Consider the following 26,346-nt stretch of genomic DNA (forward strand, 5'->3'; position numbering starts at 1 on the left):
CACGCAGGCTCGACTGTCAGGAAGAACTGCGTGACCATGCTTCGAACCGAGGTGCTGCCCTCGTCGCGTCCCGAGGTGGACCAGCGACCGCGCACGATCTCGCGCAAGCCCGCCGGCGTGGACGCCGTGTTCGCCCACTCCTCGCGGGCCGTCGGCGCCACCGTCCTCGTGATCACGGGAGGCGTCGGTCTCTTTCTCGCCTTCCAGGCGATCCCGACGTTGCGGGACTACGGTCTCGGCTTCTTCACCGAGGAACAGTGGTCCCCCGACACCAACCAGATCGGCATCGCAGGCGTGCTCGTCGGCACCCTGTCGGTGGCGCTCGTCGCGATGTTCTTCGCCTTCCCGCTCGCCCTGGCGAGCGCGCTCTACATCTCCGAGTACGCGCCGGCGAAGCTCAAGCCGACCCTCGTGTCGATGATCGACCTGATGGCCGCCGTGCCGTCGATCGTCTACGGCCTCTGGGGCTTCTTCCTGGTCATGCCGCACGCGGGCGAGGTGGCCGTCGGCATCCAGCGGCTCCTGGGATGGATCCCGATCTTCCGGGTGACCACGGTCGACTCGTCGGGCGCCGTCGTCACGTCCGACCCGCACGCTGCCGTCGTCGACGCGACCCGCTACGTCTCGAGCGCGTTCTGCGCCGGCATCGCGGTCTCGATGATGGTCATGCCGATGGCCTGCGCCGTCATGCGCCAGGTCTTCTCGCAGACTCCTCCGGGGGAGAAGGAGGCCGCACTCGCGCTGGGTTCCACCCACTGGGGCATGATCCGGGCCGTCGTCCTGCCCTTCGGTCGCGGCGGCATCATCGGCGGAACCATGCTCGGCCTCGGTCGCGCGCTCGGTGAGACGATCGCCGTCGTCCTGATCGTGTCGCCAGCCTTCGACGTGAAGCCCCGGATCCTCGAGATCGGCACGGCCACCGTGTCGTCGCTCATCGCGGCGCGCTTCGGCGAGGCGACCGCCGCGCAGCTCTCGGCGCTGCTCGCGGCCGGCCTGGTCCTCTTCCTGCTCACGTTCGTCGTCAACACGCTCGCCGCGCTGATCGTCGCGCGAAGCCGCTCCGGAGCGGGGGCCGACGCCTGATGACCGCCTTCGCACAGGTCGAGCTCACCACGGGCTCCACCCACCTCCCCGTCCGTGACCCGCACGCGCCCGCCCCGCGCCCGCTGGCGACGCTGGGCAGGCCCACCGCCGAGGACACGTTCCGCAGCTGGGGCTCGCTCGCCGGATCTGCTGCTCTGGCCTGGCTGGTCTGCGAGCGTCTGCTCCCGCTGCCCGGAGTCGCCTGGTTCCTCGTCGTCTGGTTCGTCCTCAGCGTCGGCCTGGGCGCCCTCGTCGCGCTCATGCGCGGCGGGGTGCCGGACATGGTCGACATGGTGGCCCGCCGCGTCATCCTCTGGGCCTTCCTGCTGATCGTCGGCGCGCTCGTCAGCGTGATCGGCTTCGTCATCGTGCGTGGCTGGCACCCGCTGATGCACCTGAACTTCTGGACCGACGACATGGCCGGCGTCGGGCCGAAGGACGGCATGGACAAGGGTGGCGTGCTGCACGCCATCGTGGGCTCGCTCATCGAGCTCGGCATCGGCCTGGCCATCACCGTGCCGCTGGGCATCGGCACCGCCGTGTTCATGAACGAGATCGGTGGCCGCTTCGCCGCCGTCGTCCGCACGGTCGTCGAGGCGATGACCGCCCTCCCGTCGATCGTCGCCGGCCTGTTCGTCTACACCGTGTGGCTGCTCGCCCTCGGACAGCAGCGGTCCGGCCTCGCCGCCTCCCTGGCGATCGCCGTGATGATGCTGCCGATCATCGCGCGCGCCTCGGACGTCGTGCTGCGCGTCGTGCCGGGCAGCCTGCGGGAGGCATCCCTCGCGCTCGGGTCGAGCCGGTGGAAGACCGTCTGGCACGTCGTCCTGCCCACGGCGAGGCCGGGCCTGGCCACCGCGGTCATCCTCGGCCTCGCGCGCGGCGTCGGTGAGACCAGCCCGGTGCTGCTCACCTCCGGTGCCGCCAACGCCCTCACCGCCGACCCGCTGAAGCTGATGAGCTCGCTCCCGCTCTACATCTTCACCCTCGTGCGCTCGGGCGAACCTGCGTCGATCGACCGGGGCTTCGCCGGCGCTGCCGCCCTGCTGCTGCTCGTCCTGACCCTGTTCGTCGCGGCGCGCCTCATTGCGCGGCCGCAGAGCGCCAAGCCGCGCCGTCGCCCCGTCCGGGCGCTCGTCCGCCTCACCACCCGGCCCTTCACCCTCCTGCGCCGCACGCAGGTCTCGGGCGAGGCCGACCTGAACCAGGAGACCACCCGATGAACCGCCGTACGCCGCTGCTGGCAGCCGTCCTCGCGCTGCTGGCCGTCTTCACGCTGAACCCCGGCGCCCAGGCAGTCACCTACTCCGCGATCGCCGGCACCGGCTCGTCGTGGTCGTACAACATCGTCCGCCAGTGGATGTCGGACGTGAACGCCAACGGCATCACCGTCGACTACACCCCCAACGGCTCCACCCAGGGCCGCAAGGACTTCGCGAACTACACCAACGACTTCGCGATCTCCGAGATCCCGTACCAGGGCGTCGATGAGTCCGGCCAGGTCGACAAGTCGGACCGTCCGTACGCCTACCTGCCGATCGTCGCGGGCGGAACCGCCTTCACCTACCAGCTCAAGATCGGCAACACGATGGTGCGCAACCTGCGCCTGTCGGGCGAGACGCTTACCAAGATCTTCACGAACCAGATCACCAACTGGAACGACCCGCAGATCAAGAAGGAGAACGGCGGCCGCACCTTCCCGAACCTCGCCATCACGCCTGTGGTGCGCGCCGACGGCTCGGGTACGACGGCCCAGTTCACCGCCTGGATGGCGGACCAGTACGGCTCTCTGTGGAAGGCCTACTCCGGCCGCTCCGGCCTGACCTCGTTCTATCCGAAGAAGGGGCGAATGCTCGGAGCAGCGGGCTCCGACCAGGTCATGAACCAGATCGCGGCCTCGACCGGCAACGGCACGATCGGCTACATCGAGTACTCGTACCCGCTCAACAAGACCGCGGCGGACGGCAAGCCGTTCCCTGTCGTGAAGGTTCTCAACAAGGGCGGCTACTACGTCGAGCCCACCGAGTACAACGTCGCCGTCGCCCTGACCAAGGCGCGGATCCGCACGGACCTCCCGCAGACGGACCCGATGTACCTGACCCAGGACCTCCGCGGGGTGTACACCTTCGACGACCCGCGGGCGTACCCGATCTCGTCGTACTCGTACATGATCATCCCGGTCTCGGGGACCGACCGCACGATGACGACGGCCAAGCGCCAGGCGCTCTCCGACTTCCTCTTCTACGGCCTCTGCTCCGGCCAGTCGAAGGCCGGCCCCTACGGCTACTCGCCGCTCCCGCTCAACCTCGTGCAGGCCGGCTTCGACCAGGTCAAGCGCCTCGCGACGGCGGACCCGAAGGTCGACCTCACCAACAAGGATGTCCGGTCCTGCGGCAACCCGACCTTCGACGGCAAGAACCCGAACCGCAACGTGCTCGCTGCCAAGGCGCCCATGCCGGCCGCCTGCGACAAGGCCACCGCTGCGCCGTGCGGCACCGACACCGGTACCAACACGCCGTCCACGGATGACAAGAACGCTCCGACCGCGGGTGGCGCGTCGACGGCTCCCGCTGCCGGTGCCGCGGCTCCGGTCGCCGGCGCGGTCGATCCCGAGACAGGCGCCGTCGCGGCGGCCGCGGGGGCGAGCTCAGGCGAGCCGGTCACGGCTGCCGCCACCCAGCTCTCCTCCGACCGCCCGGGCGAGAAGCTCCCGTTCGCCGTCGTGGCCTCGGGCGAGCTGATCGCTCTGGTCGCCGCCCCCGGCCTGTTCGCCGCGTACCTCCGTCGCCGGAAGGGTGCCCTCTGATGCGGACCTTCGTCAGGATCCTCCTTGCCTGCATCGCGCTCGCCGCGACGGCCCTCCTCGGGCTCGCCCCTGCGTCGGACGCCGCCGGCACAGATGCCTTCACGGCGACGAAGACCGTCTCGCGGGTGGTCGACGGCCGGACCACGGCGAACGACGTCACGGTGAGGGTCGACCACACGCTCAACCTGCGCGGACGCGAGCGACTCCAGATCTCGTGGAGCGGTGCGGTCGGCACCAGCGCACAGGCGACGAACCCCTACGGGGCTACGGGCCTGACGCAGGAGTACCCGATGGTCATCATGGAGTGTCGGGGCGCCCCGGCCACCGTTCGTCCCGAGACCTGCTACACCTCGAGCATCGCCCAGCGGTCCGCCGGCACGTTCGACGACGACTCCGCGATCTGGCGACGGGACCCGGCCTGGGCCGGTGGCACCGCGCCGACGGATCCGTGCGGGACGCCGGACAACTACACGGTTCCGTTCATCGCCGCCAACGGCACGAAGTTCGACTACTGCACCGACGAGCACATCGCCCCCGAGTCGCTTCTCCCTGCCGAGCTCCTCGGCTACACCGCGAAGGACGGCACCGGTGCGGCGAGCTTCGAGGTGCGCACGGACGTCGAGAACGAGTCGCTCGGCTGCAGCCACACGACGGCGTGCTCGCTGGTCGTCGTCCCGATCATGGGCACGAGCTGCGATGCGCGCCACGGCGACGACCTGCAGTTCGCCTACTGCTCGGCGAACCGCACCTACCCCGCCGGGACCGCATATGGAGAGTTCGAGGGCACGCCGGCGGTCAAGGGCAACTACTGGTGGACCGCGTCGCAGTGGAAGAACCGGATCACGGTTCCGCTGACCTTCGCGCTTCCCGCCAACACCTGTGACCTCCTCGACAAGCGTCCGCCGGTCGGCTTCTACGGCTCGGAACTGCTCGCCCAGGCCTCGTTGCAGTGGTCGCCGGCGTACTGCCTCGACGAAAAGCGCTTCAAGTACCAGCACAACCAGATGGGCGACGCCTCCGGCTTCGACCTGATGCTGCACGACCAGGCCGCCGGTGCCCTCGTCTCCTCGGCGCACGACGCCGGTGCCGAGCACGTCGGCTACGCGCCGACCGCAGTCACTGGCTTCGGGATCGGCTACGTCATCGACCGCCCGGCGTACGACGAGAACGGCAACCCGCAGGTGGGCGGCGAGATCCACACGCTCAAGCTCGACGCCCGCCTCCTCGCGAAGCTGCTCACGCAGTCCTACACGGGCAACGCCGTGGGCGCGCAGCACCCCGGGATCGAGGACAACCCGGTGTCGATCAACGCCGACCCGGAGTTCCAGAAGCTGAACCCCGACGCCCCGCGTGTCGGTCGGATCGAGGGCGCCACGCTGCTCAGCCTCTCCGAGGCGTCGGACACGGTCGCGCAGCTCACGGACTACATCGCCCACGACAAGGACGCGATGGCGTTCATCGCCGGCGCCAAGGACCCCTACGGCATGGTCGTGAACCCCAGCTACAAGGGCTACCGAGTGCCGACCTCGACGTGGGAGCTCAAGGACTCCTTCGTCGGCAACACCGACTGCTGGAAGGCGAACCCCTCGCCGTTCTTCTCGCTGATGGCAGCCCCGGTGAGCCGGATGTATGCCATCACCCAGGCCCTGATCGACGCCCAGCCGAACATCCAGACGCGCTGCGAGGAGCAGGTCAACGCCGCCACCAAGTGGAAGCTCGGCAAGATCGACCGTCAGGGCTACGGCAACCGCTTCATGCTCGGTCTGGTCAGCCTCGGCGACGCCGAGCGCTACGGCATCGACGTCGCCAGGCTGGAGACCACCGACGGCACGTTCGTCGGCCCGGACCGGGCATCGGAGTCCGCCGCCGTCTCGCTCATGAAGCAGAAGGCGCCGCAGCAGCCGTTCACCCTGGACCAGGCCGCGGTGAAGCGCTCCGGCACGGCCTACCCGGGCACGATGGTCGTCTACACAGCCGCCAAGACGTGCGACCTGAAGGTCGACGTCGCCCACGACGTCGCCAGCTTCGTACGGATCGCGACGACCGAGGGTCAGGTCCCCGGCTCCGGCAACGGGCGCCTGCCCGACGGCTTCCTGCCGATCGCGAAGACCGGTGCCACGGCACCGTTGTTCAAGGCCGCGCAGGTGACGGCATCCGCCGTCGAGGCCCAGAAGTGCGGCAACCGTGCTGCCGCAGTCCCCGCGGCAGGTACCTCCACGCCTGCTGCGGCTGCGCCCGCCGCTGCTGCGCCGCCGGCTTCGGCAACGGCGGACAAGGCTGCAGCGGTTGCTCCGACGGCCACCACGCCGGTGTCCATGGGCACGACCAAGGCACCGTCTGCCGCCGTCGGGTTCGTCCTGCTGCCGGTGCTCTTCGCGCTCGCGCTCGCCGGTGCGCTCGCGTCGCTCGTGGCCCGCTTCCTCGTCGCGAGCCGCGCATGAGCACCGTGGTCAGCGGCCGCCGTATCGCCGAGCCGGCCTCCGTGCGTCGACGCCGCTTCCGCCTTCCCGCGCGCAAGCCCCGCGCTCCGCGCCAGTCGCGACCCCGGGTGCCGCTCACACGGGAGCAGGAGCGGCTCGTCCTCATGTCGTCGGTGCTGACGATGGTCGCCATCGTCTGCCTCTGGTCCCTCGCGCAGATGTTGCTGCTGGGGCGTCTCTCCGAGGACCGCGCACAGGGCCTCCTCTACCCGGAGTTCCGCCACGAGCTGGCCGCCCAGACAGCACCGACAGGGCCGACCACCGTGGACGCCGACGGCGCGACCGTCGCCGTGGCGCCCGGAGAGCCCGTGGCCGTCGTCTCTGCCCCCGCCATCGGCCTGTCACAGGTCGTCGTGGAGGGCACCGCCTCCGGTGACCTCCTGGCCGGTCCCGGGCACCGCCGCGACACCGTCCTCCCCGGTCAGGAGGGCACGTCCCTCGTCTACGGCCGGGCGACCACGTACGGCGGCCCGTTCGGCAAGCTCGAGGACCTCCGCGCCGGTGACCACGTCTATGTGGTGGTCGGACAGGGTCGCCTTGACTTCACGGTCCTCGGCGTCCGGTACGACGGCGACCCGCTGCCGCCGGCCCCCGCAGCGGGGAAGGCGCGCCTGGTGCTGACCACGGCCGAGCGCGTGCGGTGGGGGATGAGCCCCGGCCGTGCCGTCTACGTCGATGCGGAGGCGCCTAAGGCGTTCCCCGCCCCCTCCGGGCGGCCCGCCGCCGTCCCCGAGCCCGAGCTGGCGATGCAGACCGACACCGGGGCGTTGCCGCTCCTGGTCCTCTGCCTCGCCGGACTCGTGGCGGTGACCATCGGGGTCATCGCCGCCCGTCAACGTTGGTCGACCGCGCTGGTCTGGGTGGTCGCCACCCCGATCGTGATCGCGCTGTCGTGGGGGACCACGGATGTGGTGATGAGGCTGCTGCCCAACCTGATCTGACGTTCGACACCCGTTGTTACACCGCCCTGCAACAACATCCCTTCACCAGGAGAACAGCAATGTCCATCCGCACCACCTTTGCGGGTATCGCCACGGTCGCGGCCAGCGCCACCGTGCTCTCCATCGCCGCTCCGGCGATGGCCGACTACACCGCGGCTCCGAACGACTCGGTCCAGGGTCAGGCCGCCAGCGCCGACGTCGTGGGCTTCGGCTCCGACACCACGGAGATCTCCGTGTTCAAGGTCGCCGACGCCTGGAACACGCAGGCGACGCCGCCGGCGTTCCGCATCGCGACGTACCAGGCCGGCGCCCAGCCGGCCGCCCCCGCGCCGGCCAACACGGTCACGCTGCCGGACGGCACCGTCATCAACCGCCCCAACGGCTCCGGCCAGGGCAAGGCCGTGCTCTTCGGCGCCAGCAACCAGGCCGAGGCCGACTTCGCGCGCTCCTCCAGCCAGCTGAGCACGGGCACGGGCTCCGAGCAGGCCGCTGGCCTCCTCCAGATCCCGTTCGCCGTCGACACCCTCGCGATGGGCGTCTCCTCGGCGGCGACGAACGCTCCGGCGTCCCTGACGATCGACCAGATCTACAAGATCTACTCCGGCCAGGTGACCGACTGGTCGCAGGTCGGCGGCAAGGCCGGGACCATTCACGCGTCGGCCCTCCAGGGTGGCTCGGGCACCGGCAAGTTCTTCAAGGAGCAGCTGACCACCTACGCCCAGGCCCGGGGCACGACGTTCTCCTTCGGCCCGTCGATCGACACGACGTGGCAGGAGCACTCCGACACCAACGTGAAGAACGACCCGAACGCGATCGCGCCGTTCTCGGTCGGTCGCGCCGGCCTGCTGGGCGGCACGATCCACATCGAGTCGGGCTGGTCCAAGAAGCGAGCGGTCTACAACGTCGTCCGTGGCTCGCAGAGCACGGATGCCGGCATCAAGTGGGGCGCGGACAACAACGTGCTCGAGTCGCTCTTCGGCACCGACGGCTACTTCTGCGACCCGGCCAACGCCGCCGCGATCGCGGCCGGCGGGCTCCAGCAGATGCTGAAGCCGGCGGATGGCGGCGCGTGTGGCCAGGCCATGACCACGGCCCCGGCCGCGTCGCAGCTCGTGTCGGACAAGGTCGCCACCACGACCAGCGTTGCGGACACCGGTGACACCGCGGGCACCCTCGGTGTCACGGCAACCGTCGTCGGTGACGGCGTGAACGCCCCGGCCGGCACGGTCGACTTCTTCGTCGACGGCTCGTCGACCGCTGCCGTGTCCAACGTGACCGTGACCGACGGCAAGGCCGTCGCCGCGATCGACGGCCTCGCTGCTGGAGCGCACCAGGTCGTCGCGAAGTTCACGAAGTCCTACGGAACCGCGTTCGTGAACTCGCAGTCCGGCTCCACCGCGGCCACCGTCCGCACCGCCTCCTCCGTGGCCCTGGCCGTGTCCCCGTCGACCGGCAAGTACGGTACGGCGCGCACGCTCACCGCCACGGTCACCGGTGCCACCGACGGCACGGTCGCGTTCAAGGTCGGCTCCGCGGCTGCGGTCAACGTGGCCGTCACCAACGGCGTCGCTACCTACACCGTGTCCTCCTCGAAGTCGGCCGGCACGTACGCCGTCTCGGCGACCTACCTGCGCACGGCCACGGTCGCCAGCTCGGCGGCGACGGGCAGCCTGGTCATCGCCAAGGCCTCGCCGGTCATCTCCGAGACCTTCCCGAGCGCGACCCTCGCCGGCGCCGCCGGCAAGGGCTACGTCAAGGTCGCGATCGCGAACTCGACGGTGAAGCCGACCGGCACGGTGCGCATCTACAAGGGCACCACCCTGCTCCGCAGCGCCACGCTGTCGAGCGGCCAGGCGCTCATCACCCTGCCCAAGTTCACCAAGGGCTCCACCGTGACGCTGACGATCAAGTACCTCGGCTCGGCGAACGTCCTCGCCGGCTCGAAGTCCTTCACCATCACGCAGCGCTGATCCACCTCCGTTCCCGCCGGGGCCCCGGCCCCGGCGGGAACGGACGCCCATCTTCCGCAGAGAAACGCAGGCCCATGACCAACGAGACGCTCGACGACGACCGCCCCACCACGACCATCCCGGCTGTCGCCGGCTTCGCCCCGGACAGCACCCTCGCCCCGGCCGTCGCTGCCCCGATCCTCGCCGGCTCGCTCCCCGCACCGGCAGCCGACCGCACGGTGGCTCCCGCGCCGGTCGGCCTGGCCGAGTTGGAGGCCCGCGACATCACGGCCTGGTTCGGCAACCGGATGGTCCTCGACCGCGTCTCCCTGACCATGCCCGCGGGCGGCATCACCGCCCTCATCGGCCCCTCCGGCTGCGGCAAGTCGACGTTCCTCCGCATCCTCAACCGGATGCACGAGCTGGTGCCGTCGGCCCAGCTCGCCGGGCAGGTCCTGCTCGACGGCGCCGACATCTACGACCCGCAGATGCGGCTCATGGACGCCCGGCGCTCGATCGGCATGGTCTTCCAGAAGCCGAACCCGTTCCCGGCGATGTCCATCCGGGAGAACGTCCTGGCCGGCCTCAGGCTGACCGGCACCAAGGCGTCGAAGGCCGACAAGGACGACCTGGTCCAGTCCTGCCTCGAGAAGGGCGGCCTCTGGAACGAGGTCAAGGACCGGCTCGACGCACCCGGCGGCGGCCTGTCCGGTGGTCAGCAGCAGCGTCTCTGCATCGCCCGCTCGCTCGCGATCAAGCCGCGCGTGCTGCTCATGGACGAGCCCTGCTCGGCCCTGGACCCGACCTCGACGCGCGTCATCGAGGAGACCATGCTCGAGCTCGCCAACGAGGTCACCATCGTCATCGTCACCCACAACATGCAGCAGGCCGCCCGCGTCTCCGACACGTGCGCCTTCTTCCTCGCATCGCAGGGCACTCCGGGTGTCATCGTCGAGCACGGTGACACCAACGCGATGTTCACGAACCCCCAGGACGAGCGGACCGCGGACTACGTCAACGGTCGGTTCGGCTGACGGGCACCGATGCGCACCTGGCTGACTGTCGCCGTGACGGGTGGCATCGGGATGCTGGCGGCCCCTGCTCTGGTTGCAGGGGCCGCCAGTGACACCGTCGTCGACCCGGTGGTCAGCACGCGCACGCCGGTCTACGTGACCGCACCGGTGGCGCACGCCAGTGCCGCGCCCGGACCGCGCACCGCGACCGTCCGGGGTCGTGTCGACGTCGATGCGACCTGGGCCAGCGACGCCGCCGTGCGCGCCGGCGTTCCGGTGGTGGCCGTCCGTGCCTATGCGCGCGCCGAGCTGATGGTGCGCGCCGAGGACCCGTCCTGCGGCCTCGGGTGGACGACCCTCGCCGGGCTCGGGTACGTCGAGTCGCAGCACGGCACCATCGGCGGCAGGTCGCTCCTGTCCGACGGGCACTCCTCGGCGCCGATCCTCGGCCCCGCGCTCGACGGCTCCGGTGACTTCGCGGCGATCGCGGCCTCGCCCGCCTCCACGCAGTGGCACGACGACCCGCGGTGGGACCATGCGGTCGGTCCGCTGCAGTTCATGCCGTCCACCTGGGCGCGGTGGAGCTCCGACGGAGACGGGGACGGGGTCGGCGACCCCAATGACATCGACGACGCGGCGTACGCCGCCGGCCGCTACCTGTGTGCGGGTGGACGCGACCTGACCTCGGGGACGGGCTGGGGCGCTGCCGTCTTCAGCTACAACCACTCCGCGTCGTACGTCGACCAGGTCTACTCAGCCGCCTCGGCGTACTCGTCACGCACGCGGTGACGCCGAGGGCTGTCAGCGGGCGCCCGTAGAATCCGGGTACACCCCGACTCCCGCTGGAGATCGGGCTTTCGTGCTTGTCCCCAGGAGCTCCACGTGGCCCAGCTGACCGCCCTGACCGACGCCGTCCTCGCCGAGCCGCACCTCGCGCGTGCGCTCAGCGAGGCCGGTGACACGACCGCGCTCGAGATCACCGGTCCGGCGGCGCTGCGCCCGTTCACGGTGGCCGGCCTGGCGCGCGCCGGTCGCACCGTGCTCGCCGTGACCGCGACCAGCCGTGAGGCCGAGGACCTCGTCGCCGAGCTCGGCTCCCTGATGAAGCCCGAGCGGGTCGCCTACTACCCCAGCTGGGAGACCCTCCCGCACGAGCGGCTCAGCCCGCGCAGCGACACCGTCGGCCGCCGCCTCGCGGTGCTGCGGCGCCTGGTCCACCCCGAGGGAGACGACAAGGTCACCGTCGTCGTCGCGCCCGTGCGCTCGGTCCTCCAGCCCCAGGTCACGGGCCTGGGAGACCTGGTCCCGGTCGAGCTGCGTGCGGGGGAGAGCCACGACGTGGACGACGTCGCGCGCCAGCTGGCCGACGCCGCGTACACGCGGGTCGACCTGGTCGAGAAGCGCGGTGAGTACGCCGTGCGCGGCGGCATCGTCGACGTCTTCCCGCCGACCGAGGAGCACCCGGTCCGCGTCGAGTTCTGGGGCGACGACGTCGAGGAGATCCGGTCCTTCTCCGTCGCCGACCAGCGCACCCTGGAGAAGGTCGAGCGGCTCTGGGCCCCGCCGTGTCGCGAGCTGCTGCTGACGCCGGAGGTGCGGGCGCGGGCAGCCGCGCTCGGTGACGCGCACCCCCAGCTGCGCGAGCTCACCGAGAAGCTCGCCGAGGGCATCGCGGTCGAGGGCATGGAGTCGCTCACCCCTGCGCTCGTCGACGACATGGAGCTGCTGGTCGACCTGCTCCCGCAGCAGAGCACGGTGCTGGTCCTCGACCCCGAGCGCGTGCGTGCCCGCGCCCACGACCTGGTCGCGACGGCTGACGAGTTCCTCGCCGCGAGCTGGGCCGCTGCAGCGAGCGGCGGTGAGAGCCCGATCGACCTCGGCAAGGCGTCGTACCGCGAGATCAGCGAGGTGCGTGACGCCGTCCTCGGCCGGGGCAAGGCCTGGTGGACGCTCAGCCCCTTCGGCATCGCGGGGGAGGGCGACGACCTCGAGGGCGACATCGTCGTCCCGGCGCAGCCGGCCACGGCGTACCGCGGCGACATCGAGGCGGCGGTCCGCGACATCCGCGGCTGGCTCGACTCCGGCTGGACGGTGGCCGTCGTGCACACCGGCCACGGTCCTGCCCAGCGCATCGTCGAGGTGCTCGCCGAGCACGACGTCGCCGCGGTGCTCGGCGAGCCCAAGCCCGGCGTCGTCGGCAGCCTCACCGGCTGCCTCGACCACGGCCTGGTCCACGCCGGCAGCAAGCTGGCCATCCTCACCGGCGACGACCTGACCGGACAGAAGTCCTCCACGCGGGACATGCGGAAGATGCCCGCGCGCCGCAAGAAGCAGATCGACCCGCTGGAGCTGAAGGCCGGCGACTTCGTCGTGCACGAGCAGCACGGTGTCGGCAAGTTCATCGAGATGAAGCAGCGCGAGGTCGGCGGCGCCACCCGCGAGTACCTCGTGCTCGAGTACGGCGCCTCGAAGAAGGGCCAGCCCGCCGACCGGCTCTACGTCCCCGCGGATGCCCTCGACCAGGTCACCCGGTACGTCGGCGGCGAGGCGCCGAGCCTGGACCGGCTGGGCGGTGCCGACTGGACCAAGCGCAAGGCCCGCGCGCGCAAGGCGGTCCGCGAGATCGCCGCCGAGCTGATCAAGCTCTACGCCGCGCGCCAGGCGACCAAGGGCCACGCGTTCGGCCCCGACACCCCGTGGCAGCGTGAGCTCGAGGACGCGTTCCCGTTCCAGGAGACGCCCGACCAGCTGAGCACGGTCGACGAGGTCAAGGCCGACATGCGCAGCGTCGTCCCGATGGACCGGCTGGTCTGCGGCGACGTCGGCTACGGCAAGACCGAGATCGCGGTGCGGGCGGCGTTCAAGGCGGTGCAGGACGGCAAGCAGGTCGCGGTGCTGGTGCCGACGACGCTGCTCGTCACGCAGCACCACTCGACGTTCGCCGAGCGGATGTCGGGCTTCCCGGTGAGGCTCGCGCAGCTGTCCCGCTTCCAGACCGACAAGGAGGCCAAGGAGGTCCTCGAGGGGCTGGAGAACGGCTCGATCGACATCGTCCTCGGCACCCACCGCCTCCTCGGCAGCGAGGTGCGGTTCAAGGACCTCGGCCTGATCATCGTCGACGAGGAGCAGCGCTTCGGTGTCGAGCACAAGGAGCAGATGAAGCGCCTGCGCACCTCCGTCGACGTTCTCGCCATGTCCGCCACCCCGATCCCCCGCACGCTCGAGATGGCGATCACCGGCATCCGCGAGATGTCGACGATCCAGACCCCGCCGGAGGAGCGCCACCCGGTCCTCACCTACGTCGGTGCCTACGAGGACCGCCAGGTCATCGCCGCCGTACGCCGCGAGCTGCTGCGCGAGGGCCAGGTCTTCTACATCCACAACCGGGTGCAGTCGATCGAGAAGGCGGCGGCACGCATCCGCGACCTCGTGCCCGAGGCGCGCGTCGCCACCGCGCACGGCCAGATGAACGAGAAGCAGCTCGAGCAGGTCATGCTCGACTTCTGGGAGAAGCGCTTCGACGTGCTCGTCTGCACCACGCTCGTCGAGTCCGGCCTCGACGTCTCCAACGCCAACACCATGATCATCGAGCGGGCCGACATGCTCGGCCTCAGCCAGCTGCACCAGCTGCGTGGCCGCGTCGGCCGCTCCCGCGAGCGGGCCTACGCCTACTTCCTCTACCCGGGGGAGAAGCCGCTCACCGAGACTGCCCACGAGCGCCTCGCGACGCTCGCCCAGCACTCCGACCTGGGTGGCGGCATGGCGATCGCCATGAAGGACCTCGAGATCCGCGGTGCGGGCAACCTGCTCGGCGGCGAGCAGTCCGGCCACATCGCCGACGTCGGCTTCGACCTCTACGTGCGCCTCGTGGGCGAGGCCGTCGCGGAGTTCAAGGCCGACGGCGCGCAGCCCGACGTCCTCGAGGAGGTGCGCATCGAGCTGCCCGTCGACGCCCACCTGCCCCAGGACTACATCCCGACCGAGCGGCTCCGCCTGGAGATGTACAAGCGCCTCGCCGAGGTGCGCAGTGACGAGGACGTCGTCGCCATCTCCGAGGAGATGCTGGACCGCTACGGCAACCCGCCGACGTCGGTGACCAGCCTGCTGCAGGTCGCCCGCTTCCGGGCCCGCGCGCGCCAGGCCGGCATCTCCGAGGTGACCATCGCGGGCAAGCACGTGCGCTTCGCACCGGTCGACCTGCCGGACTCGAAGGTGGTCCGCCTCAACCGGATCTACAAGGGTTCGCTGGTCAAGCCGGCGACCTCGACCGTGCTGGTGCCGCGTCCGCTCACCAAGCCGATCGGCGGCCAGCCGATCCGTGACCTCGAGCTCCTCGAGTGGGCCCGGCTGGTGATCGACACGGTGCTCGACGCCAGGGACTGACGCCAGGGACTGACGCCAGCCGCGGCGCGGCACGTCCCCGGGGGCAATGGCCCATCGGTACCGGACAGTGCTGGTGACCGTGGCTGGTGACCCTGCCGGGGGTCGGACCTCCGCCGGCAGGCCTACCGTGGGCGCATGGACCCTCGGCCGGGCCAGGACTCCGAGCTCCAGCGCCTGTGGGCGGAGATGGAGAGCGGCCGCATGGAGGAGGCCGCGACGACGGCAGCGCGGCTCCTCGTCGGTACGCCGGACCGGGCCGTCCGCGCGGAGGTCGAGGGCGTCATCGGCCTGATGCTGCTGCGTACGGGCAGGCTGGCGGAGTCTGCCGCCCGGATGCGTGTCGCGGCCGACCTGGCCACCGCGCCCGCGGTGAAGGGGCTCTGCCTCGCTCGTGCCGCGTCGGCGAACTTCCTCAGCGGTGACGTGGACACGTGCCACCTGCTCGCGGCCCAGGCACGGATCCTCGGCGAGCGCGGCCACGACCCGAACGTGGTCGCGGAAGCGCTTGCCGCCGAGGCGGCGGTCGTCCACGCGCGGGGCGACCCGGTGACGGCGGCCCGGCTCGCGCACCGGGCACGGGACGCCGCCGGCCGGGAGGGGCCCGGAGCGGTGTCGCACGCGGTCACGGCGATCATGCTCTCCGCCGCCTGGCTCGACGCGGACCGCGTCGCCGACGCGGAGAAGGCCCTCGACGACGCGATCGAGGTGGGCCGTCTCGCCGGCATCGACCTCGCGCTGCCGTGGCTGCTCGGCTTCCGCGCCGTCACCCGTTTCGTGGCGGGTGACTGGGGTGGTGCGGAGCGCGACTGCAGCCAGCTGGTCACGCTCGCCGAGGCGACCGGCAACCTCGTCGCCAGCCCGATCGGCTGGGGAGTCGCCGCGCTGGTCGCAGCCGGCAGGGGCGACTCGGTCTCCGCCCGCCAGCTGGTCGCGACCGCGGGATCCCACCGGCTGAGCGCCGTCGGCTCGTACGGCGAGGACTGGCTGCTCCTCGGGCGCGCTGTCGCGGCCGCGTCCGCTGCCGAGGGGCACCGGCACCTGGTCGGCGCCTGGTACTGCAGCCGCCAGCGTCCGTGGTTCCTGATGTGGCGGCTGATCGCCCCCACGCTGGTCCGGTCCGCGCTCCGGTTCGGCGACCTGCAGCTGGCGCAGGACGTGGCGCGGGTCGCCGCGGACGGGGCGGCCCTGGCCCACGGTGTCCCCGGAGCGCAGGCCTGCGCCGACCAGTGCGCCGGGCTCGTCGGCGACGACCCCGACCGTCTGGCCCGCGCGGTCGCGGCGTACGCCGTTGCGGACCGCCCCTACTGGAAGGGCAAGGCGCTGCTCGACCTCGCGCGCTGCTGGACCGGTCGCGGCGAGGCCTCGCGCGCCCTGCCGCTGCTGCGCGAGGCGACCGACATCTTCCACGACCTCACCGCGACCCGGGCTGCGGCGCAGGCCGGCCTGCTGCTGGCGCACGCGAGCGACGCCCCGGCCCGGCGCGCGCCGGCAGCCGACCCCCTCGCCCGCCTCACCCGTGCCGAGCGCGCCGTGGCGGCCCGTGCGGGTCGGGGGATGACGAACCCCCAGATCGCGGAGGAGCTGTGCCTGTCCACACGCACCGTCCAGGCGCACCTCTCCAGCGTCTACACGAAGCTGGCGATCGGCTCGCGGGTGCAGCTCGCCGCGCTCGTCGCCGCGGCCGAGGGCCTCGGGGGCTGACCCCAGTGCCGGGGACCCCCGGCGGGACTGGGGGGGGCGGCAGTTACGCCATCCGGCGGATGCCGGCCAGCCTGCGCGAAGAGGACGGTGGGACCACGCCCCGACGAGGAGACCCCCGATGCCCCACGAGATCCCGACCTATGTCGCCACCGCCACGACCGGCTCCGGTCCGCTCGCCCCGCCCGCTGCGGCGACCGTCATCTCGCCCCGCCAGCCGGCCGACGCGGTCGCCGACGAGCGGCCGCTGCGGACCCTGCACCAGCGGTGGGTCACCGTGGTCGACGGCTGCTTCGAGACCGAGATGGAGTGTGGCGACGGCGAGCCGGTCGACGCACTGCGGACGGCCTGGGCGCACGCCCTCCGGCACTCCGCCGAGATCAAGCGCGAGCTCGACACGTGGATCGGCAACCCGCTGCACGACCACCTGACCGAGCACCACCTGCTGCGGCTGGCGCAGGCGACGGGGATCCTCCGCCCCGGTCACTCGATGCACGAGGCGCTCGACGAGATCGAGGGGCTGCTGCGGTCCGTGACGGCGGCGGCCGAGGAGCGCACCACCTGGCTCGGTCGGCGGCGCCGCGCTGCCGAGGAGCGTCGGCTGATCTTCGCCTCGATGCGCCCGTCCTGACGGACGCGCCGACGCGGATCGCGTGCACTTCGTGGGCGCACCGGGTTTGATGGCACGGTGACCCACGTACGCCGGGCGGCGCTCGCCGCCGTCGCCCTCGCCGTCAGCGCCACCTCCGCCTGCTCCGGCGGACCGGCCCTCCATCCCGGAGACGCCGCGGTGGTCGACGGCCACGCGATCCGCCTGTCGGCCGTCGACGACCTGGCCGCGGACTTCTGCGAGCTGGAGGAGCCCGGGCTCGCCCAGCAGGGCGCCGTCCTCCCGATGGCGCTGCTCCGCAGCGCCGCGGTCGAGACGCTCGTGACCGCCCGGCTGCTGCCGGTGTTCGCGAAGGAGGCGGGCATCGACATGGCCAAGGTCCGTGCCGGCGTCCGCCAGGAGGCGGCCAAGACGGTGGCCACGGCGCCGGACGAGATCCGCACCGTGCTCTCCGAGCGGCTCGAGCTCGAGGGCACGCGCCAGGCGGTGCTCCAGCTGGTCGGGCGCGCCTCGGCCCAGTCGCCGCAGCAGGCGGTCGCGCTGGGCGCGCAGGTGTTCAAGGCCTGGCGTGCCAAGCACGACGTCGACATCGACCCGCGGTTCGGCACCGTCGACCTCGACGCGGTCACCTGGAACGGTGCGAACGGCTCGCTCTCGGTCCCCGCCGACGACGCCGCCGCGCCGCTCGACCAGAAGGCGGCTGCCGCGCTCCCCGCCGACCAGCGCTGCGGCTCGCTGCCGGGATGAGCGGGGCAGTCGGCGCGCCCGGGCCGGCCGGGGGAGAGGGGCTGGTCGAGTTCCTCGCGCTGATGCGCACCATGCGCGAGCGCTGTGCCTGGAAGGGCGCGCAGACCCACGAGAGCCTCGCGCCGTACCTCCGTGAGGAGGCCGACGAGGTGCTCGAGGCGATCGCGGAGGGCGATCCGCACCACCTCTGCGACGAGCTGGGCGACCTGCTGCTGCAGATCTACTTCCACGCCGCGATCGCCGAGGAGGCCGGCGCCTTCACGATGGACGACGTGGTCGCGGGCCTGACCGCCAAGATGCGTCGCCGCAACCCTCACGTCTTCGGTCCCGAGGCGGAGTCGGGGCGTACGTTCACCCTCGAGGAGATCGAGGAGATGTGGCAGGCCGCCAAGGCGGCCGAGCGCGCGGAGCGCGGCGACCCGTAGCCGGGGTCCACGCGCCCGGATGCTGCGCATGCGCCGCCGGCGTGGCGTGGGGCGCCGTCCCACCCGCGCGCGTGCCTCCCGAAGCCGGCCCGGTACGCCGATAGGCTGGCCTCGACATCATCCCTGTCGTAACCCAGGAGCAAGAGTGGCTTCCATCGCTGCCGTCGGCGCCCGCGAGATCCTCGACTCGCGTGGCAACCCCACCGTCGAGGTCGAGATCCAGCTGGAGGACGGCGCGTTCGGTCGCGCCGCGGTCCCGTCCGGCGCCTCCACCGGTGCCTTCGAGGCCGTCGAGCTCCGTGACGGCGGCGACCGCTACGTCGGGAAGGGCGTCGTCAACGCGGTCAAGGCCGTCGTCGACGTCATCGCCGACGCGATCATCGGCCTCGAGGCCGAGGACCAGCGCCTCATCGACCAGACGATGCTCGACCTGGACGGCACCGCCAACAAGGGCAAGCTCGGCGCCAACGCGATCCTGGGCGTCTCGCTCGCCGTCGCGCACGCCGCTGCCGACTCGGCCGGCCTCCCGCTCTTCAAGTACGTCGGCGGCTCCAACGCCCACGTGCTCCCGGTCCCGATGATGAACATCCTCAACGGCGGTGCCCACGCGGACACCAACGTCGACATCCAGGAGTTCATGATCGCGCCGATCGGCGCCCCGTCGTTCGCCGAGGCCCTCCGCGTCGGTGCCGAGGTCTACCACACGCTCAAGGGCGTCCTGAAGGAGAAGGGCCTGGCCACGGCCGTCGGCGACGAGGGTGGCTTCGCGCCGAACCTCGAGTCCAACCGGGCCGCCCTCGACCTCATCGCCGAGGCGATCGCCAAGGCCGGCTACGAGCTCGGCAAGGACGTCGTCCTCGCGCTCGACGTCGCCGCCACGGAGTTCTGCGAGGACGGCGTCTACACGTTCGAGGGTCAGTCCAAGACCAGCGCCGAGATGATCGCGTACTACGCCGACCTCGTCGCCAACTACCCGATCGTCTCGATCGAGGACCCCCTCGACGAGGAGGACTGGGACGGCTGGAAGCAGATCACCGACGAGCTCGGCTCGAAGACCCAGCTGGTGGGCGACGACCTCTTCGTCACCAACACCGAGCGCCTCGTCCGCGGCGTCACCGGCGGCCAGGCCAACGCCATGCTGGTCAAGGTCAACCAGATCGGCTCGCTCACGGAGACCCTCGACGCCGTCGAGTACGCCCACCGTGCCGGCTACCGGAACATGATGTCGCACCGCTCCGGTGAGACCGAGGACGTCACGATCGCCGACCTCGCCGTCGCCACGAACTGCGGCCAGATCAAGACCGGCGCCCCGGCCCGCTCCGAGCGCGTCGCGAAGTACAACCAGCTCCTGCGCATCGAGGACCAGCTCGGCGACGCCGCCCGCTACGCCGGCGCCTCGGCGTTCCCGCGCTACCAGGGCTGATCGAGCAGTGGCTGCGCAGCGTCGTACGCCGGCCCGCGGTGTGAACCGCGGGCAGGCCGGACCGGGCCGAGGCCTGGCCGCCGGCCGTACGACGCTGCGCAACGCCGCCGCCGCGGCAGCCGCAGGAGCGCGTGAGACGCCGCGGATCACCAGCCGCGCCGTCGTCCTCCTGCTCGTGCTCGCCGTGCTGGCGGTCTCCTGGGCCTCCAGCTTCCGCGCGTGGTTCCAGCAGCGCGCCGAGATGGACCAGCTGCGCACGCAGATCACGCAGACCCAGGCCCAGATCGACAAGCTCCAGGACGAGAAGAAGCGCTTCAAGGACGACGCGTACGTCCGGCAGCAGGCGCGGCTCCGGTTCGGCTACGTGATGCCGGGCGAGGACAGCCTGATCGCCCTCGACGAGAACGGCCAGCCGATCGGCTCGGTCGAGAAGCTCGCCGACCCCGCCGACGCCCCCGGCACCGACCCGGTCGCGTGGTACTCCACCGTCTGGGACTCCGTGGAGGCCGCCGGCAACCCCGAGGAGAAGCAGCAGTGAGCCCCGAACCCCTGGCGCCCCAGGACGTGAAGGCCGTCGAGGCCCAGCTCGGGCGCCTGCCGCGGTCCATCCACGAGATCGGCCACCGGTGCCCGTGCGGCAACCCCGACGTGGTGACGACGCCTCCGCGCCTGGAGGACGGCACGCCGTTCCCGACGACGTACTACCTGACCTGCCCGCGCGCTGCGTCCCGCATCGGCACCCTCGAGGCCGATGGCCTGATGAAGGAGATGCAGGAGCGCCTGGCGACCGACGCGGAGCTGGCCGAGCGCTATCGCGCGGCCCACGAGGACTACATCGCCGCCCGCACCGAGATCGGCGAGATCGCCGGCTGCGACGTCCCCGAGATCGCGGGGATCTCGGCCGGCGGCATGCCGGACCGCGTCAAGTGCCTGCACGTCCTCGCCGGTCACTCGCTGGCCCGCGGTCGCGGCGTGAACCCCCTCGGGGACGAGGTGCTCGACATCCTCGGTGAGTGGTGGACGTCCGGCCCCTGCGTCGGCCCCGGCACCGAGAAGCCACTGTCGTGAGCAGGGTCGTCGCGGCGGTCGACTGCGGCACCAACACGATCAAGCTGATGATCGCCACCCTCTCCCCGGAGGGCGGCGCCGACGTCCACGTGCGCACCTCGCGGATGGTCCGTCTCGGCCAGGGCGTGGACCGCACCGGCGAGCTCGCCGACGAGGCGATGGACCGCGCGTTCGCCGCCATCGACGAGTACGCCGACCTGATCCGGCAGTCCGCGGCCGATGGACGCCCGGTGGAGGCGATCCGGTTCTGCGCGACCTCCGCCACGCGTGACGCCTCCAACGGCCACGTCTTCGCCGCCGGCGTGAAGCAGCGCCTCGGCATCGAGCCCGAGGTCGTCGCCGGCCACGAGGAGGCGCGCCTCTCCTTCGACGGCGCGGTCCGCAACCTGCGCTCGGTCCCTGCCTCGCCGGTCCTCGTGCTCGACATCGGCGGAGGCTCGACCGAGATGATCCTGGGCGACACCGCGCCGGAGGCCGAGGACTCCATGGACATCGGGTCGGTCCGGATGCACGAGCGCCACCTGCACACCGATCCGCCGACCGAGGCCGAGATCGCGGCCGCGGTCGCTGACATCGACGCCCACCTCGACGCCTGCCCGGTCGACCCGTCCCTGGCGCAGACCGTGGTGGGCGTCGCGGGCACGATCATCACCGTGGCCGCGGGGGTCCTCGAGCTGACCTCCTATGACCGTGACGCGATCGACCAGGCCGTGCTGGAGCGGGCCGACGTGCACGCCTTCGCCGAGCGCCTGCTCGCGATGAGCGTCGAGGAGCGGCTCGCGCTGCCGTTCATGCACCCCGGCCGGGCCGACGTCATCGGGGCGGGTGCGCTGATCCTCGACCGCATCCTGCGGCGTACCTCCGCGGAGAGCATCGTGGTCTCCGAGGCCGACATCCTCGACGGGATCGCCTGGTCGATGGCCTGAGATCTCTCTCGTGTTCGCACCGTTTGCCCCGCGCCTGAGGGGGCAAGGGGTAGGAGACGGACGCAACGAAGGGAGATCGTCATGCGCTTGCACCGAATGAGCATGCTCGCCGCCGGCGGGGTCGGCTACGTCCTGGGGGCGAAGGCCGGCCGCGGCCGCTACGAGCAGATCCGCCACGTGATGAAAGAGGCGCCGCACGCCACCGAGGTGGCCCGGGAGAAGGTGATGGCGACGGCCGACAAGGCCCGCCACCTGATGCACAAGGACGACGAGACCGGGCGTGACCCGTTCGCCGTCGACCCGATGGAGCCGGAGTCGTACGACGCTCCGCGGCTCGCCGACGCGGAGGCCGCTGCGATGCCGCAGCGTGGCCCGGCGGCGCCGACCTTCACCGAGACCTGGAAGGACGACGACCCCGCGACGCGACTCTGAGCCGCGACTCTGAGCCGCGTCCCAGGCTGCCCGGGCGGCGTAGCAGGATGTGCGGGTGGCTTCCGAGTTTCCCCACCCGCTGACCGGCGAGCTCTTCCCGTCGCCGGTGCCGCCCGGGACGGGGTGGCCGGACGACCCCTTCCTGCGCAAGACGGTCCCGGCCACCTCCGCTGTCGGCGTCCGTGAGGGCGCGGGCGTCGGCAGCCTTCCCCTCCTGGACTCCGCCGTCTCGGTCTGTGCCGCGTGCCCGCGCCTCGTCGCGTGGCGCGAGAAGGTCGCGGTCGAGAAGCGGGCGTCCTTCTCCGACCAGCCCTACTGGGGCCGGCCGATCGCGGGGTGGGGGAGCGAGACACCGCGTGTCCTGATCGTCGGCCTCGCGCCGGCCGCGCACGGCGGCAACCGCACCGGCCGGATCTTCACGGGTGACCGGTCCGGTGACTGGCTGTTCGCCGCGCTGCACCGCGTCGGCCTCGCCGCGCAGGCGACCAGTGAGCACGCGGGTGACGGCCAGCGACTCCTCGATGCGCGGATGGTGGCGGCAGTCCGCTGTGCTCCGCCGGACAACAAGCCGACCACAGAGGAGCGCGACACCTGCGCCCCGTGGATCGAGGCCGAGATCGTGCTCGTGGCCCCGCACGTCCGGGCGGTCGTCGCACTGGGCTCCTTCGGCTGGGAGGCCGCCCTGCGCGCCTTCAAGGCCGCGGGCTTCGGCGTGCCCCGCCCCAAGCCCCGTTTCGGTCACGGCGCCCGCGCGGTGCTGACCGCGCCCGACGGCCGTGAGGTGGTGCTGCTCGGCAGCTACCACCCCAGCCAGCAGAACACCTTCACCGGCAGGCTGACCGAGGAGATGCTCGACGCCGTGCTCGGCGAGGCCGCGCGCGCCTGATCAGGCCGAGGTGTGCGCCAGCACCACCTCCGCCGAGCGGGAGGGTGCTTCCCAGAAGAACATGTGGCCGACGCCCTCGAGCAGGGCGAGCCCGGCGTCGGGCACGAGGTCGGCGATGCGCTGGCCGGCCTCGACCTTGATCACGTCGTCGACGGTGCCGTGGACGACGAGCGTGGGCAGAGCCAGCCCGGTGAGCCGGTCGCTGGCGTGGTGGGCGATCGCCGCGCCCATCTGCATGAGGATCACCGGACCCGGCACCTTCACCGCAGCGGCGTCCTCGCAGAAGGCCTCGAACCGCCCCGGCACCGCCGCGCACGCGGGGGAGACGTTCGCCTCGAACATGAGGCGGGCCGAGGACAGGGCATCTCCGGCGTTCGCCGCGTCGGCGAGCTTCGTGACCCCCGGCGCCCACGCGTCGTCGCCGTCGGGCCACGTGCAGCCCAGGACCAGCGTGCGCACGCGGCCCGGGTGGGTGAGTGCGACGACCTGGGCGATCGCGCCGCCCATCGAGATGCCCATGAGATGTGCGGTCTCCCAGCCCAGGTGGTCGAGCACGGCGACCGCGTCGGCGGCGAGGTCGTCGAGCGTGAAGCCGGGCTCGGCGCGGAAGCTCTGCCCGATGCCGCGGTTGTCGAATGCCACGACGTCGTGCTCCTCCGCCAGGGCGTCGAGGAACTCCTCTGACCACATCCGGTGGTGGCCGGCCACGCCCATCACGAGGAGCAGCGGTGAGCCGCTGCCGCGGCGGACGTAGGCGAGGTCGCCGGCGGGCGTGGGCGCGAACTGGATCTCGGGCATGTCCGCACGCTACCGGGGCAGGAACGGGCTACGGGGGCGGCGCCCGCCTGTCACTAGGCTGGGCGCCGCCCCCGTGGCCCAATCGGCAGAGGCAGCCGCCTTAAAAGCGGCACAGTGTGGGTTCGAGCCCCACCGGGGGCACCGCTCGGGTGACGGCGGATCAGGCCAGGTCGAACCGCGCCCGCTGGTCGGCCGGGACCAGGTCGACGTAGTCGGCGTTCTTCTGGATGAAGCCGCGCACGAACGGGCAGAACGGCAGCACCGCGAGGCCGCGGCTGCGCACGTCGTCGAGCGTGGTGCGGATCAGGATCTTTGCGAGGCCCTGACCGGCGTACGCCTCGTCGATCTCGGTGTGGACGAAGGCGAGCAGGCCGTCGCCGGGCTCGTAGACGGTGAAGCCGGCCAGGCTGCCGTCGACGTGGATCTCGTAGCGGTGCTCGCTCGGGTTCTCCCGGACGACGATCTCGCTCATCTTCGCTTCCTTCGCTGCTGGTCGGTGATCGGTCAGGCGGCCTTGACCGCGGAGACCTCGAACTCGAGGACGATCTTGTCGCTGACGAGGACGCCACCGGTCTCCAGGGCTGCGTTCCACGTGATGCCGTAGTCGCTGCGCTGGATCGCGATCGAGCCCTCGAAGCCGGCGCGGACGTTACCGAACGGGTCCAGTGCGGCGCCGTCGAACTCGAACGGGATGGTGACCGACTTCGTGACGTCCTTGATGGTCAGGTCGCCCGTGACCTCGAGCGTCTCACCGGCGGCCTTGACCGACGTGGAGTGGAAGGTGATCGTGGGGAACTTCTCGGCGGCGAGGAAGTCGCCGGTCTTCAGGTGCCCGTCGCGGTCGGCGTTGCGGGTGTCGATGGAGGCGACCTGGATCGTGAGGTCGATCTGGGCGGAGTCGATGCCGCCGTCGCCGACGACCGCGCTCCCCTCGAACTCGTTGAACGCGCCGCGGACCTTCGTGACCATCGCGTGGCGGGCGACGAAGCCGACGCGGGAGTGCGCGGTGTCGAGGGTCCAGGAGCCGGTCAGCTCGGCGAGCGAGGCGGGAACGGTGGTGGTGCTCATGACTATCTCCTCTTGTTGGTGGGGCGCTCACCCGATTGAGTGACGCATCAACTACTTTCACCATACTCCCGCTTTAAAGGTGATGTGTCAACCAACGTTGTATGATGGGTCCATGACGACCCCGTGGCTCTCCGACGAGCAGCAGCGCATCTGGCGCAACTGGCTGCGCCTCAACCGCGAGCTCACCGCGACGCTCGCCCGCGACATGTCCGCGAGCTCCGACCTGTCGATGGCGGACTTCGGGGTCCTCGTGCAGCTCACCGACGTACCCGACGGGCGCGTCCGCATCTCCGAGCTCGCCGACAACCTCGGCTGGGAGCGCAGTCGCGTCTCTCACCAGCTCAAGCGCATGCAGGGGCGGGGCCTGGTCGAGCGCTCGGAGTGCGCGGAGGACGGCCGCGGCTCGTTCGTCGGCATCACCGCGGCCGGTCGCGAGGCGATCGCCGAGGCCGCGCCCGGCCACGTCGCCGCCGTACGCCGCCTCGTGATCGACCACCTCGACGCCGATGAGCTCCGCGACTTCGGTCGTCTCGTCGACCGCCTCCTCGAGCCGTTCGAGGGCTGATCGACGGATCAGGCCGCAGGCTGGCGCCGTCCGGGAACTCGATGCCCCGTTCGCCCGTTGTCCCCGGTGTCGTCCCACCTAGACTGGTGGGGCAGGACGGCGCGTCAGATGGGCGCCCGTCACGAGATCTCCAGGAGGGACCTCGATGAGGAGCAACAACCCGGTCTTCAACAACAGCCCGGAGTTCAACGGTCAGGGCGGCTACGTCCAGCAGGGCTACGGCTACCAGCAGGGCGGCTACCCGCCGCCGCCTCCGGGCTACGCACCGGCGGCCCCGCAGGCGACGCGCACCATGTCGATCGACTCCGTCGTCCAGAGCACGGGCATCTCGCTCGGTGTCGTCGTCCTCGTGGCCGCCGCCACCTGGGTCCTGACGGGGGACCTCAACGACCCGGTCACCGGCACCGACAGCCAGGCGAAGCTCTACGCCGCCTCGATGATCGGTGGCCTCGCCGCGTTCGCCCTGTCGCTGGTCAACTCCTTCAAGCGCCAGATCAGCCCCGCGCTCGTCCTCGCGTTCTGTGCGGCCGAGGGCCTCGCGATGGGCGCGATCTCCAAGGTCTTCGACGCGTACGCCGGCCAGGGCGTCGTCACGGGCGCCGTCCTCGGCACCTTCGGCGCCTTCGCGGGCACGCTCGCGGCGTACAAGTTCCTCAACATCAAGGTCGGTGACAAGTTCCGTCGGGGCGTCACCGCGGCGATGTTCGGCATGGTCGGTATCGGCCTGATCGAGATGGTGCTCAGCCTCCTCGGTCACCCGATCGGCCTCTTCGACAACGGCGGCGTCGGCCTGATCTTCGCGATCGGCGGCCTCGTGCTCGGCGTGTTCATGCTGATCATGGACTTCGACTTCGTCGAGCGCGGCATCGCCTACGGGCTGCCCGAGCGGGAGTCGTGGCGCGCGTCGTTCGCGATGACCGTGAGCCTGGTCTGGATCTACACCAACCTGCTGCGGATCCTCTCGATCCTCAACCAGGACTGACGTCCAGGTTCCGCGCGCGAGCTCGACCACGGACGAGCGGCCCGCCCGGAATCCGCGAAGCCC

The 26,346-nt window shown here is 71.4% G+C and carries 24 protein-coding genes and 1 tRNA gene; 22 read left to right on the forward strand and 3 right to left on the reverse strand.

The window, feature by feature from the left end; translation table 11 throughout:
• Positions 1-36 precede the first annotated feature (36 nt).
• From pstC to Q5722_RS10585, 19 genes are all read left to right on the forward strand, one after another.
• Entirely contained in the window at positions 37-1,083 is a 1,047-nt protein-coding gene (gene pstC, locus Q5722_RS10495) for a phosphate ABC transporter permease subunit PstC (protein WP_305028362.1), read from the forward strand.
• Positions 1,083-2,306 (forward strand): phosphate ABC transporter permease PstA, encoded by a 1,224-nt coding sequence (gene pstA / locus Q5722_RS10500; protein ID WP_305028155.1) that lies wholly within the window; start codon positions 1,083-1,085, stop codon positions 2,304-2,306. The genes pstC and pstA overlap by 1 nt, the downstream gene beginning before the upstream one ends.
• On the forward strand, positions 2,303-3,889 hold the full coding sequence (locus Q5722_RS10505; RefSeq protein ID WP_305028156.1) for a phosphate ABC transporter substrate-binding protein PstS: 1,587 nt from the start codon (positions 2,303-2,305) through the stop codon (positions 3,887-3,889). Before pstA ends, Q5722_RS10505 begins: the two co-directional genes overlap by 4 nt.
• Positions 3,889-6,330: a hypothetical protein gene (locus Q5722_RS10510; protein ID WP_305028157.1), complete on the forward strand. Its 2,442-nt coding sequence runs from the start codon at positions 3,889-3,891 to the stop codon at positions 6,328-6,330. The genes Q5722_RS10505 and Q5722_RS10510 overlap by 1 nt, the downstream gene beginning before the upstream one ends.
• On the forward strand, positions 6,327-7,310 hold the full coding sequence (locus tag Q5722_RS10515) for a class E sortase (RefSeq protein ID WP_305028158.1): 984 nt from the start codon (positions 6,327-6,329) through the stop codon (positions 7,308-7,310). Before Q5722_RS10510 ends, Q5722_RS10515 begins: the two co-directional genes overlap by 4 nt.
• Before the next feature lie 59 nt (positions 7,311-7,369).
• Complete coding sequence (locus Q5722_RS10520; RefSeq protein ID WP_305028159.1) at positions 7,370-9,280, forward strand: Ig-like domain repeat protein; 1,911 nt, start codon at positions 7,370-7,372, stop codon at positions 9,278-9,280.
• Between the two features lie 74 nt (positions 9,281-9,354).
• A complete protein-coding gene (locus Q5722_RS10525) occupies positions 9,355-10,293 on the forward strand; it encodes a phosphate ABC transporter ATP-binding protein (protein WP_439652488.1) in 939 nt (312 codons plus the stop codon).
• A 9-nt stretch (positions 10,294-10,302) separates the two neighbouring features.
• Positions 10,303-11,061, forward strand: coding sequence for a lytic murein transglycosylase (locus Q5722_RS10530; RefSeq protein WP_305028160.1), 759 nt, complete (start codon positions 10,303-10,305; stop codon positions 11,059-11,061).
• A 93-nt stretch (positions 11,062-11,154) separates the two neighbouring features.
• Positions 11,155-14,655 (forward strand): transcription-repair coupling factor, encoded by a 3,501-nt coding sequence (gene mfd, locus Q5722_RS10535; RefSeq protein ID WP_305028161.1) that lies wholly within the window; start codon positions 11,155-11,157, stop codon positions 14,653-14,655.
• Between the two features lie 135 nt (positions 14,656-14,790).
• Positions 14,791-16,356 carry a helix-turn-helix domain-containing protein gene (locus Q5722_RS10540; protein WP_305028162.1) on the forward strand — a complete coding sequence of 522 codons (1,566 nt, stop codon included), beginning with the start codon at positions 14,791-14,793 and terminating at the stop codon, positions 16,354-16,356.
• A gap of 118 nt (positions 16,357-16,474) precedes the next feature.
• The gene (locus tag Q5722_RS10545; protein WP_305028163.1) at positions 16,475-16,984 is read left to right on the forward strand and encodes a hypothetical protein; all 510 of its coding nucleotides are present in this window, start codon (positions 16,475-16,477) and stop codon (positions 16,982-16,984) included.
• Positions 16,985-17,041: 57 nt separating this feature from the next.
• Complete coding sequence (locus tag Q5722_RS10550; RefSeq protein ID WP_305028164.1) at positions 17,042-17,710, forward strand: hypothetical protein; 669 nt, start codon at positions 17,042-17,044, stop codon at positions 17,708-17,710.
• Positions 17,707-18,135 carry a MazG nucleotide pyrophosphohydrolase domain-containing protein gene (locus Q5722_RS10555; RefSeq protein ID WP_305028165.1) on the forward strand — a complete coding sequence of 143 codons (429 nt, stop codon included), beginning with the start codon at positions 17,707-17,709 and terminating at the stop codon, positions 18,133-18,135. Before Q5722_RS10550 ends, Q5722_RS10555 begins: the two co-directional genes overlap by 4 nt.
• Positions 18,136-18,280: 145 nt before the next feature.
• The gene (eno, locus tag Q5722_RS10560) at positions 18,281-19,558 is read left to right on the forward strand and encodes a phosphopyruvate hydratase (protein ID WP_305028167.1); all 1,278 of its coding nucleotides are present in this window, start codon (positions 18,281-18,283) and stop codon (positions 19,556-19,558) included.
• Positions 19,559-19,565: 7 nt separating this feature from the next.
• Positions 19,566-20,096: an FtsB family cell division protein gene (locus tag Q5722_RS10565; protein WP_305028168.1), complete on the forward strand. Its 531-nt coding sequence runs from the start codon at positions 19,566-19,568 to the stop codon at positions 20,094-20,096.
• Positions 20,093-20,626, forward strand: coding sequence for a DUF501 domain-containing protein (locus Q5722_RS10570; protein WP_305028169.1), 534 nt, complete (start codon positions 20,093-20,095; stop codon positions 20,624-20,626). The genes Q5722_RS10565 and Q5722_RS10570 overlap by 4 nt, the downstream gene beginning before the upstream one ends.
• Positions 20,623-21,552: a Ppx/GppA phosphatase family protein gene (locus Q5722_RS10575; RefSeq protein WP_305028170.1), complete on the forward strand. Its 930-nt coding sequence runs from the start codon at positions 20,623-20,625 to the stop codon at positions 21,550-21,552. The genes Q5722_RS10570 and Q5722_RS10575 overlap by 4 nt, the downstream gene beginning before the upstream one ends.
• A gap of 81 nt (positions 21,553-21,633) precedes the next feature.
• Positions 21,634-21,984 carry a hypothetical protein gene (locus Q5722_RS10580; RefSeq protein ID WP_305028171.1) on the forward strand — a complete coding sequence of 117 codons (351 nt, stop codon included), beginning with the start codon at positions 21,634-21,636 and terminating at the stop codon, positions 21,982-21,984.
• A 55-nt stretch (positions 21,985-22,039) separates the two neighbouring features.
• The gene (locus tag Q5722_RS10585; protein ID WP_305028172.1) at positions 22,040-22,870 is read left to right on the forward strand and encodes a uracil-DNA glycosylase; all 831 of its coding nucleotides are present in this window, start codon (positions 22,040-22,042) and stop codon (positions 22,868-22,870) included.
• Here the strand turns inward: Q5722_RS10585 and Q5722_RS10590 are convergent, their stop codons facing one another.
• Positions 22,871-23,668 (reverse strand): alpha/beta fold hydrolase, encoded by a 798-nt coding sequence (locus tag Q5722_RS10590; protein ID WP_305028173.1) that lies wholly within the window; start codon positions 23,666-23,668, stop codon positions 22,871-22,873.
• 67 nt (positions 23,669-23,735) lie between these two features.
• Between Q5722_RS10590 and Q5722_RS10595 the strand changes: the two genes are divergently transcribed.
• Positions 23,736-23,809 (forward strand) — tRNA-Leu (locus Q5722_RS10595).
• A 19-nt stretch (positions 23,810-23,828) separates the two neighbouring features.
• Here Q5722_RS10595 and Q5722_RS10600 read toward each other — a convergent pair.
• Entirely contained in the window at positions 23,829-24,140 is a 312-nt protein-coding gene (locus Q5722_RS10600) for a GNAT family N-acetyltransferase (protein WP_305028174.1), read from the reverse strand.
• 32 nt (positions 24,141-24,172) lie between these two features.
• Positions 24,173-24,736: a YceI family protein gene (locus tag Q5722_RS10605; RefSeq protein WP_305028175.1), complete on the reverse strand. Its 564-nt coding sequence runs from the start codon at positions 24,734-24,736 to the stop codon at positions 24,173-24,175.
• A 112-nt stretch (positions 24,737-24,848) separates the two neighbouring features.
• Here Q5722_RS10605 and Q5722_RS10610 point away from each other — a divergent pair, with 112 nt between their 5' ends.
• Together Q5722_RS10610 and Q5722_RS10615 are read left to right on the forward strand one after the other, a co-directional pair.
• Positions 24,849-25,301: a MarR family winged helix-turn-helix transcriptional regulator gene (locus tag Q5722_RS10610; RefSeq protein WP_305028176.1), complete on the forward strand. Its 453-nt coding sequence runs from the start codon at positions 24,849-24,851 to the stop codon at positions 25,299-25,301.
• A 145-nt stretch (positions 25,302-25,446) separates the two neighbouring features.
• The gene (locus Q5722_RS10615; protein WP_305028177.1) at positions 25,447-26,283 is read left to right on the forward strand and encodes a Bax inhibitor-1/YccA family protein; all 837 of its coding nucleotides are present in this window, start codon (positions 25,447-25,449) and stop codon (positions 26,281-26,283) included.
• Positions 26,284-26,346: the final 63 nt, after the last annotated feature.

The organism is Nocardioides jiangxiensis (genome assembly GCF_030580915.1).
Classification (GTDB): Bacteria; Actinomycetota; Actinomycetes; order Propionibacteriales; family Nocardioidaceae; genus Nocardioides; species Nocardioides jiangxiensis.

What these genes read in the sequence shown, in the direction of transcription:
- pstC (WP_305028362.1), top strand. Translation starts at nt 37, where the DNA reads ATGCTTCGAACCGAGGTGCTGCCCTCGTCGCGTCCCGAGGTGGACCAG.
- pstA (WP_305028155.1), top strand. Translation starts at nt 1,083, where the DNA reads ATGACCGCCTTCGCACAGGTCGAGCTCACCACGGGCTCCACCCACCTC.
- Q5722_RS10505 (WP_305028156.1), top strand. Translation starts at nt 2,303, where the DNA reads ATGAACCGCCGTACGCCGCTGCTGGCAGCCGTCCTCGCGCTGCTGGCC.
- Q5722_RS10510 (WP_305028157.1), top strand. Translation starts at nt 3,889, where the DNA reads ATGCGGACCTTCGTCAGGATCCTCCTTGCCTGCATCGCGCTCGCCGCG.
- Q5722_RS10515 (WP_305028158.1), top strand. Translation starts at nt 6,327, where the DNA reads ATGAGCACCGTGGTCAGCGGCCGCCGTATCGCCGAGCCGGCCTCCGTG.
- Q5722_RS10520 (WP_305028159.1), top strand. Translation starts at nt 7,370, where the DNA reads ATGTCCATCCGCACCACCTTTGCGGGTATCGCCACGGTCGCGGCCAGC.
- Q5722_RS10525 (WP_439652488.1), top strand. Translation starts at nt 9,355, where the DNA reads ATGACCAACGAGACGCTCGACGACGACCGCCCCACCACGACCATCCCG.
- Q5722_RS10530 (WP_305028160.1), top strand. Translation starts at nt 10,303, where the DNA reads ATGCGCACCTGGCTGACTGTCGCCGTGACGGGTGGCATCGGGATGCTG.
- Q5722_RS10540 (WP_305028162.1), top strand. Translation starts at nt 14,791, where the DNA reads ATGGACCCTCGGCCGGGCCAGGACTCCGAGCTCCAGCGCCTGTGGGCG.
- Q5722_RS10545 (WP_305028163.1), top strand. Translation starts at nt 16,475, where the DNA reads ATGCCCCACGAGATCCCGACCTATGTCGCCACCGCCACGACCGGCTCC.
- Q5722_RS10555 (WP_305028165.1), top strand. Translation starts at nt 17,707, where the DNA reads ATGAGCGGGGCAGTCGGCGCGCCCGGGCCGGCCGGGGGAGAGGGGCTG.
- Q5722_RS10580 (WP_305028171.1), top strand. Translation starts at nt 21,634, where the DNA reads ATGCGCTTGCACCGAATGAGCATGCTCGCCGCCGGCGGGGTCGGCTAC.
- Q5722_RS10590 (WP_305028173.1), bottom strand. Translation starts at nt 23,668, where the DNA reads ATGCCCGAGATCCAGTTCGCGCCCACGCCCGCCGGCGACCTCGCCTAC.
- Q5722_RS10600 (WP_305028174.1), bottom strand. Translation starts at nt 24,140, where the DNA reads ATGAGCGAGATCGTCGTCCGGGAGAACCCGAGCGAGCACCGCTACGAG.
- Q5722_RS10605 (WP_305028175.1), bottom strand. Translation starts at nt 24,736, where the DNA reads ATGAGCACCACCACCGTTCCCGCCTCGCTCGCCGAGCTGACCGGCTCC.
- Q5722_RS10610 (WP_305028176.1), top strand. Translation starts at nt 24,849, where the DNA reads ATGACGACCCCGTGGCTCTCCGACGAGCAGCAGCGCATCTGGCGCAAC.
- Q5722_RS10615 (WP_305028177.1), top strand. Translation starts at nt 25,447, where the DNA reads ATGAGGAGCAACAACCCGGTCTTCAACAACAGCCCGGAGTTCAACGGT.